This is a genomic window from Magnetococcales bacterium (assembly GCA_015231175.1).
In the GTDB taxonomy this organism is placed as follows: domain Bacteria; phylum Pseudomonadota; class Magnetococcia; order Magnetococcales; family DC0425bin3; genus HA3dbin3.
The window spans coordinates 1-7,908 of sequence record JADGBZ010000114.1 but is presented as its reverse complement, the minus strand read 5'-3'; the positions used below and the strand labels follow the sequence as shown (position 1 = coordinate 7,908).

Genomic DNA, 7,908 nt, shown 5'->3' with positions numbered 1-7,908 from the left:
CGTGTGGTTACGGGACCACTTTGTACACGGTAAAGGAACCGGGTGCACCCTGCATGTTGGTCCCATGCATCCTGGTGCGGAATGTTTCCAGGTTCAACCCCTGCTTCTTTTTGGCGAGGGAAAGAAAGCCCCTCACAGTGTTTGAATTCCAGCCAGTGGACTGTTCAATCTGCTGCAGGGAGGCTCCTTCCGGGCGTTGGAGCAGGGCCATCACGATGGCCTTTTTGGAATTCTCTCTGGGCGTCCTGGTTTTTGGTGTGTTGCTGGCTTGTCCAGCCTTGAAGGCTTCGAGCAACGCCTTTTCCAGATTCTCGCGGGTTACCCGGAACCCATGATCCTGGATGTACTGTTTTGCGATGGTATCGATGACTTCGGGGAGGGTTTCGTCGGCTGCCTCCACGGATTGCTCTGCGGCGGCGACATCCGCTTCAAAGTCGGCATCACCCGGTTCTTCATCTGGCTGATTACTGTCGTTGGTGGCATCTGCCTCGGTGTCAGCCAGGGTGGCTTCGTTGTCGGCAGTCTCTGCGCCACCGGCGTTGTCTGTGTCGCTTTCTTCTTCAATTTCCTGGGGTGCCTCCATGCCGATGGCCGCGTAACCCGTCTTGGTGATGCGCCAGACGTCGGTTTCGATCTCCTCGATCAGACCCTGTTGGTGCAATGCCTTGATCACCTTCTTGGCGGCACCTCCCTTGACGTTGTCCGGCAGGGGGTGGATGGAACCGTTGGGGCGTTTGGCAGCGGCTTCCAGGGTGGTTTGTTGGGTTTCCGTCAGGTTGCTCATGTGTGTTTCTCCTTGGTGGTTGGTGGTCTTCCTTGGACACCATGAAGCCATACACTGCCAAACACCATCAAGCACAATATGTTGTTTTTGAATAGATTTATAAACAAATTTCCGGACAAAGAAGGAGCCGTAAAATGTCTGGCAACACGCAGTCGCTCACCTATAGTGCGGCCTTTCTGCAGGGGCTGAAGCCGGATCCCTTGTTGACGGTTTCTGCCTGGGCGGACCAGTACCGCATGCTCTCTTCGGTTGCCTCTGGAGAACCCGGCCTCTGGCGCACCAGCCGGACTCCGTATCTCCAGGAGATCATGGATTGCCTGTCGCCATCGTCAGCGGTGGAGCGGGTGGTGTTCATGAAAGGTGCGCAGCTTGGGGGGACCGAGGCAGGCCTCTGTTGGTTGGGATATGTCATCCACCAGGCTCCCGGCCCCATGCTGCTGGTCCAGCCCACGGTGGAGACCGCCAAGCGGCATTCCAAACAACGGATCGATCCGCTGATCGAAATCAGCACCGTGCTGAAGGATCTGGTCAAGGATCCCCGATCCCGCGATTCCGGCAACACCATCCTGGGGAAAGAGTTCCCTGGCGGTGTCCTGATTCTGACCGGAGCCAATTCGGCAGTGGGGCTGCGTTCCATGCCCATCCGCTACCTGTTCATGGATGAAATCGATGGCTATCCGGGTGATGCCGATGGCGAGGGGGATCCGGTGGCATTGGCCACCCAACGCACGGTCACCTTTGCCAACCGCAAGATTCTGATGGTTTCGACTCCCACCATCAAAGGGTTCAGCCGGATCGAAGCAGCCTACCAGGAGAGCGACCGGCGACGCTACTGGGTGCCCTGTCCATCCTGCCAGGCCCTGCAGGTGCTGGAGTGGAAACAGATGCGCTGGCCTGAAGGGGATAGGGAGCAGGCTTTCTACGAATGCATTCATTGCGGTGTCCCCATCCAGGACTATCAGAAGGGATGGATGCTGGCACACGGCCAATGGATTGCAGAAAACCCAGGCGGCAGCAAAGTGGCCGGGTTTCACCTCTCCAGCCTCTATTCTCCGCATGGCTGGACCTCCTGGGGTGACATTGCCCTGGAGCATGGGCAGGTTTATCGCGATCCATCCCGGTTGAAGGTTTGGGTCAATACCAAACTGGGTGAAACCTGGGAAGAGAGTGCCGAGCAGTTGGATGGCGATGGGCTGATGGCGCGGCGGGAGATGTTTGGCCCACTGCTGCCACCCGGCATCGTTCTCCTCACCGCCGGTGTCGATGTCCAGGACGACCGTTTGGAGTTGGAAATTGTCGGCTGGGGCCGGGATGAAGAGTCCTGGTCGGTGGCCTACTGGGTGTTGTGGGGTGACCCGGCAGGGCCTTCTGTCTGGCAGGATCTGGAAAACATCCTGTACCGTGCCTATCCCCATGCCCGGCAGGTATCCGACCTCTACGTTCGGGCGGCTGCCATCGACACCGGTGGTCACCGTTCCATGGAAGCCTACACCTTTTGCCGGGCCCGACAGGAACGACGCATCTGGGCCATCAAGGGGCTGGGCGGTATGGGCAAACCCATCTGGCCGCGTCGCTCCAGTCGCAACAACAAGGGCCGGGTGCCCCATTTCATGGTGGGTGTGGATGCGGCGAAGGAGTCCATCTACTCCCGCCTGCGCTTGAAAGAACCCGGCCCTGGGTACTGCCATTTTCCCCTGGATCGGGATGCCGAGTGGTTCCGGCAGTTGACGGCGGAAAAGATCACTACCCGCTACAGCAAAGGCCGTCCCATCCGGGAGTGGGTCAAAAAGTCGCACGAACGCAACGAGGCGTTGGACTGTCGGGTTTATGCCATGGCGGCCCTGCACGGGTTGATGGGCATGGGGCTGCAGTTGAACAAGGAGGCCGACCAGCGTGAGCAGTATCCCCTGAAAGAGGGGGTGCCGCTGCCAGAGGTCGTTGTTGTCGCTGCACCGAAGATCATTGAGCCGAAAAAGCCGAAGGTCATCGTTTCAGACAAACCCCGCAACTCCTCTTGGTTAGGACCGCTGCGCGACAGGTGGTTGGATGGGAGACGAAAATGAGTTTCACGCAAGCAGAATTGGACGTGCTGAAAGAGGCTTATGCCGCCGGTGCCCTGCGCGTCACCCATGACGGCAAGACGGTGGAATACGGCTCCGAGTCGGATCTGCTGCGTCGCATTCGGACCATTGAAAGCGAACTGGCCGTGACTGCCGGAAAATCGCGCCCCACCCGCACCCGTTTGGGTTTTTCCAGGGAGTAACGACATGGCGAGATGGTTGGATGGCCTGGTGGGATGGATCGCACCGGAGGCGGCGATGCGTCGTGCTCGCGCCAGGAATGTGTTGCAGGCCCTGCGTCGTGGCTATGACGGGGCCAAGACCGGACGGTTGACCAGTGGTTGGACCACGGCGGGCAGTGATGCCAACGCCGAGATTGCCATGGCCGCCGTCCGGTTGCGGGACCGGGCCAGGGACTTGGTAAGGAACAACCCGTATGCGGCGAAAGCCGTGATGACACACGCTTCCAGCATGATCGGCGCAGGCATTCGTCCCCGTCCCAAGGCGGCCACGCAAGAGTTGGACGACCGGATCACCGATCTGTGGGATGCCTTCACGGAAAATTGCGATGCCGATGGTCGCACCACCTTCTACGGCATCCAGACACTCATGGCCCGCAGCATGGTGGAGAGCGGCGAATGCCTTCTGCACCTGATCAACCGGCCATCGTCGTTTGGCCTGCGGGTGCCGTTGCAACTGCGGGTGCTGGAGTGTGACCACCTGGACAGTACCGCCGACCGGGATCTGCCGGGGGGTGGCTTCATCCAGCAGGGTATCGAGTTTGATTCGTTCGGGATGCGAGCGGCTTATTGGATCTATCCTCGCCATCCTGGCTCAGCCAGGCAGGGGATGGCCAAGAGTGTCCGCATCTCGGCCACGGATGTGCTGCATCTGTACGATCGTCTGCGTCCCGGCCAAAACCGGGGTGTCACCTGGTTCGCCCCGGCCCTGCTGCGCATGCGTGACCTGGACGACTACGACATGTCGGAGCTGGTGCGCAAGAAGATGGAGGCCTGCTTCGTCGGCTTTGTCACCAACGCAGAACCGCCCCCCAATACGGGTGGCGAGGAGGAGTCATTCAAGCAAATAGAGGATCTGGTGCCCGGCATGCTGGAATACCTGCCTCCAGGCCGGGACATCCGTTTCGGCCAACCGGCCTCTACCTCTGGGTATGCCGAATATGCACAGTTGCACAACCATGCGGTGGCGGCTGGCCTGGGGCTGACCTATGAGCTGCTCACCGGCGACCTTTCCAAGGTCAACTACTCCTCCATTCGGGCGGGCCTGATTGAGTTCCGCCGTCGGGTGGATGCAACGCAGCGGCATGTGCTGATCCCGCAGATTTGCCAGCCGGTCTGGAACCGCTTTTTGTCCACCGCCCAGGCCGCCGGGTTGATCGGCAATGTCCCCATCCGCTTGCAATGGACGCCACCCCGGTTTGAGGCCGTTGACCCGCAAAAGGACATCATGGCGGAAATTCTCGCGGTGCGGGCCGGATTGATGTCACCGCAGACGGCGGTTTCCCGCCAGGGGTACGATCCCGACGTGGTGATGGCTGAGTTCAACGAGATGTACCAGATCTGGGATCTGTACAAGATCATCGTCGATATTGATGCCCGCAAAACAACGAAAAACGGCCAACCCAAGCCAACGGAGACTGCCAATGCCGCATAAACAGATCGATCTGCCGATGCAGGTCAGGTCGGCCAATTTTGTTCCAGGAACGGTGAATGGCGAGGAACGCACCGTCGAGATGGTCTGGTCTACCGGAGCCGCCGTGCGCCGGACCGACTGGCGGACCGGCAAGCCGTATGACGAGACCCTCTCCGTAGAGGCTGCGCATGTGGACCTCTCCCGGCTGAATAGCGGGGCACCCCTGCTGAATAGCCATGACGCCTCATCCCTGGATAGCATCCTGGGCGTGGTGGAACGGGCCTGGGTTGCTGATGGTGAAGGCCGGGCTGTGGTGCGTTTTTCCAGCCGGGACGGGGTTGCCGCCATCTTCAAGGATGTTCTGGAAGGCATCCTGCGCAACGTCTCGGTGGGCTACATGGTCCGCAAGTATGAGGTTACCGAAGAACGCGGCAAGGTTCCGCTCTGGCGGGCGGTGGACTGGATGCCCATGGAGTTGTCCGCCGTGCCGATTGGTGCCGATCCCGGTGCGGGCTTCCGCTCCACCGAACCAACCAAACACCCCTGTCAACTGACCCAAATCAGAGGAGCTGATGAAATGTCCGAACCCGTAAAAGCTGAAGTGGCGGCAGAGTCCGTCACCGAAGTGTCCATCCGTCAGGCGACGGAGGTGCCTGTGCTGACCCAACCTCAGGAAGAAGCGATGGTCCGATCCACCACCCCAGCCAAGCCTGTTGATTCCCCTGCGCCGACCCGTTCTGCCAGAGCGGAGGATGCCGAAACCATGACCCGACAGGCGGTTGCTGCCGAACGGCAACGGACGGTAGACATCTACGATGCCCAGGAAAAGCTGAAGGTGGACCGTGCCTTTGCCGACCGCCTGGTCAAAGAGGGTGTCGGCCTGGACGAAGCTCGTCGGCATCTGATCGATGAGGCGGCCCGCCGTTCCAGCAGTACGGGCGAAATCCGCAACCATGTGGTGATGAGCGGTCAGGACGAGCGGAGCACCCGCAATGCGGCGGTGGAGAATGCCCTGTTGCACCGTTTTGACCCGACGGCGCACAAACTCTCCGACGCTGCCCGCGAGTGGCGGGGTCTCACCTTGCTGGAGATGGCCCGCATGTTCGTGGAGAGCAGCGGTGGTGGCGTTCATACCACCCGGGGGCTGACCCGGTATGAACTGGCCACCCGCGCTTTGCACACCGAGTCGGACTTTCCGAACATTCTGGCCAACGTGGCCAACAAAACCCTACGCACCGCCTATGAAGCCGCTCCGCGTACCTTTCAACCCTTCTGCCGGCAGGTGACCGCCAGCGACTTCAAGGCCATGTCCCGGGTGCAGTTGGGAGAGGCTCCGGCTTTGGACAAGGTCAACGAGGGCGGTGAATACAAGCGGGGACCGCTCGGCGAAGGCAAAGAGTCTTATCGGGTGGAGACCTACGGCAAAATCATCTCCATCTCCCGGCAGGTGCTGGTCAACGATGATCTGAACGCCTTCACCCGCATTCCTCAACTGTTCGGGGTGGCGGCGGCCAATCTGGAGAGCGACGTGGTATGGGGCATCATCACCGCCAACCCGAATATGGGGGATGGCATTGCCCTGTTCCATGCCAGTCACAAAAATCTGGCAGCCTCTGGTGCAACCATCTCCGTCGCCACCCTGGGCACCGCCCGCAAGAGCATGGGTACCCAGACCGGGGTGGATGGCCAGACCATCATCAATGTCCGTCCGGCCTTCATCATTGTTCCGGCAGCCTTGGAGGTGACTGCCGAGCAACTGCTGGCGGTGAACATGGTCCCAGCCAAATCCACCGACGTGGTGCCGCAGTCCCTGCGCACCCTGACGGTGATTGCCGAACCCCGTCTGGATGCTGCCGTCAACGGCGACAAGGCATGGTACATGTCGGCCAACCCCGGGCAGATCGATACCATCGAGTATGCCTATCTGGAAGGTCAGAACGGTGTCTACATCGAAACCCGCGTCGGCTTTGACGTGGACGGGGTGGAGATCAAGGCCCGGTTGGATTTCGGTGCCAAGGCCATTGACTGGCGCGGAATGTACAAAAATCCGGGGGCCTGATGTTTGTCAGAGAGTTTGGAGGTGGGCATGGATCCATGAGGCAAGTGCCCCCTCCTCCATGCTGCCCTGGGCCAGGGAGAGAAACTTTCGGTATTTTTCTGTGTTTGCGGCAACCAATCGCTTGCCGTTCAAACGCAGGAACAGGTGACAGACCACGTAGGCAACCCGCTTGTTGCCATCTATAAACGGATGGTTGTGGGTAAGGCCAAACGCATAGCTGGCAGCCAGTTCCGCCAATGTCGGTTGTGGATTGCCGTAGGCATACCGGTTGACCGGCCTGGCCAGTGCGGATTCCAGGAGACCCTCATCACGGACGCCATCACCCCCTCCATATTCTGCCAATTGGCGTTTGTGGATGGCCAGCGCCACCTCTTTCCCGACCCAGATGGGCGTGCCCATCGACTATTCGGCCAGTTTGCGGAGAACGTCACGCTCTTCGTGCATGATCTCCTCGGCCAAGTCCATCTGGCTGGCAAACTCTGGATCGTAGGGGGTCAGTTCAATACCTGCCTTGGTTTCCACAACATACAGTGCATCCCCTTTTTCGACCCGAAGCCTGGCAAGGATCTCTTTGGGGAACACGACACCGGTGGAATTACCAATGGCGGTCAAACGCAATGTCTTCATTTGGTAGGCTCCTTTTGGGGGGCATTATAACAGACGTAAGAACACCTATCCACCATTCTGAGGAATGCAACGATGAAAAATTACCTTCAACCGGGCGACACCATCACGGTGGTCGCCCCTGTCGCCGTGAACAGCGGCGACGGCCTGCTGGTCGGTGCCCTGTTCGGGGTGGCTCTTTCCACGACGGCCATCAACACCAACGTGGAAATGCTCACCGAAGGGGTGGTGGATCTGCCCAAGGCGGCGGTGGCCGTCACCCAGGGAACCAAGGTTTATTGGGACAACACGGCCAAGAATCTCACCACAACGGCCACCAACAACACTCTTATCGGCTGTGCCACTCAGGCTTCCGCTGTCGGGGACGGTACCGTCCGGGTGCGGTTGAACGGGGTGGTAACGTGAACAGGTGGGAAAAGCTGCTCACTTTGACGAATCAGTCATGCTTCACCACGTTCGGTGTCCCGGTCAGCTATCGTCCTGCCCTGCGCAATCATCCAGAACGGGCGGAACAGATTATTGAGGTCACGGGAATTTTTAATGAACACAATGCCGACCTCACTCTCATGGGCTCAGGGGATAACAGCCTGGACATTGCAGTGCCGCAAACCACCCTGGAATTGCGTCCGTCCGATCTGGGGTTCTTTCCCAATGCCGGAGATGAGGTGACCGTAAACGGCACCGTCTACCAAGTGGTAGACGTTCAACCGGTTGGCCGGGAAATGGCG

General features: G+C 59.6%; 9 protein-coding genes. 6 read left to right on the top strand and 3 right to left on the bottom strand.

What is annotated here, in order from left to right:
• Positions 1-7: 7 nt before the first annotated feature.
• Positions 8-784 carry a DUF3489 domain-containing protein gene (locus tag HQL63_15240; protein ID MBF0178179.1) on the bottom strand — a complete coding sequence of 259 codons (777 nt, stop codon included), beginning with the start codon at positions 782-784 and terminating at the stop codon, positions 8-10.
• Between the two features lie 134 nt (positions 785-918).
• Between HQL63_15240 and HQL63_15235 the strand changes: the two genes are divergently transcribed.
• Genes HQL63_15235 through HQL63_15220 form a run of 4 tightly spaced genes read left to right on the top strand, consistent with a single transcriptional unit; the run spans position 919 to position 6,556 of the window.
• A complete protein-coding gene (locus HQL63_15235; GenBank protein MBF0178178.1) occupies positions 919-2,847 on the top strand; it encodes a phage terminase large subunit family protein in 1,929 nt (642 codons plus the stop codon).
• The gene (locus HQL63_15230; GenBank protein ID MBF0178177.1) at positions 2,844-3,047 is read left to right on the top strand and encodes a hypothetical protein; all 204 of its coding nucleotides are present in this window, start codon (positions 2,844-2,846) and stop codon (positions 3,045-3,047) included. Before HQL63_15235 ends, HQL63_15230 begins: the two co-directional genes overlap by 4 nt.
• 4 nt (positions 3,048-3,051) lie before the next feature.
• The gene (locus tag HQL63_15225; protein ID MBF0178176.1) at positions 3,052-4,518 is read left to right on the top strand and encodes a phage portal protein; all 1,467 of its coding nucleotides are present in this window, start codon (positions 3,052-3,054) and stop codon (positions 4,516-4,518) included.
• The gene (locus HQL63_15220; GenBank protein ID MBF0178175.1) at positions 4,508-6,556 is read left to right on the top strand and encodes a peptidase U37; all 2,049 of its coding nucleotides are present in this window, start codon (positions 4,508-4,510) and stop codon (positions 6,554-6,556) included. Before HQL63_15225 ends, HQL63_15220 begins: the two co-directional genes overlap by 11 nt.
• A 6-nt stretch (positions 6,557-6,562) precedes the next feature.
• Here HQL63_15220 and HQL63_15215 read toward each other — a convergent pair whose 3' ends face one another.
• Positions 6,563-6,955: a type II toxin-antitoxin system death-on-curing family toxin gene (locus HQL63_15215; protein MBF0178174.1), complete on the bottom strand. Its 393-nt coding sequence runs from the start codon at positions 6,953-6,955 to the stop codon at positions 6,563-6,565.
• 3 nt (positions 6,956-6,958) lie between these two features.
• Positions 6,959-7,183, bottom strand: a complete 225-nt coding sequence (locus HQL63_15210) for an AbrB/MazE/SpoVT family DNA-binding domain-containing protein (GenBank protein MBF0178173.1) — start codon at positions 7,181-7,183, stop codon at positions 6,959-6,961.
• Positions 7,184-7,255: 72 nt separating this feature from the next.
• On the opposite strand from HQL63_15210, the gene HQL63_15205 reads away from it, so the two are divergent.
• Positions 7,256-7,585: a DUF2190 family protein gene (locus tag HQL63_15205; protein ID MBF0178172.1), complete on the top strand. Its 330-nt coding sequence runs from the start codon at positions 7,256-7,258 to the stop codon at positions 7,583-7,585.
• Positions 7,582-7,908, top strand: a 327-nt coding sequence (locus HQL63_15200) for a hypothetical protein (GenBank protein MBF0178171.1), incomplete at its 3' end; no start/stop codon positions are given. The genes HQL63_15205 and HQL63_15200, both read left to right, overlap by 4 nt.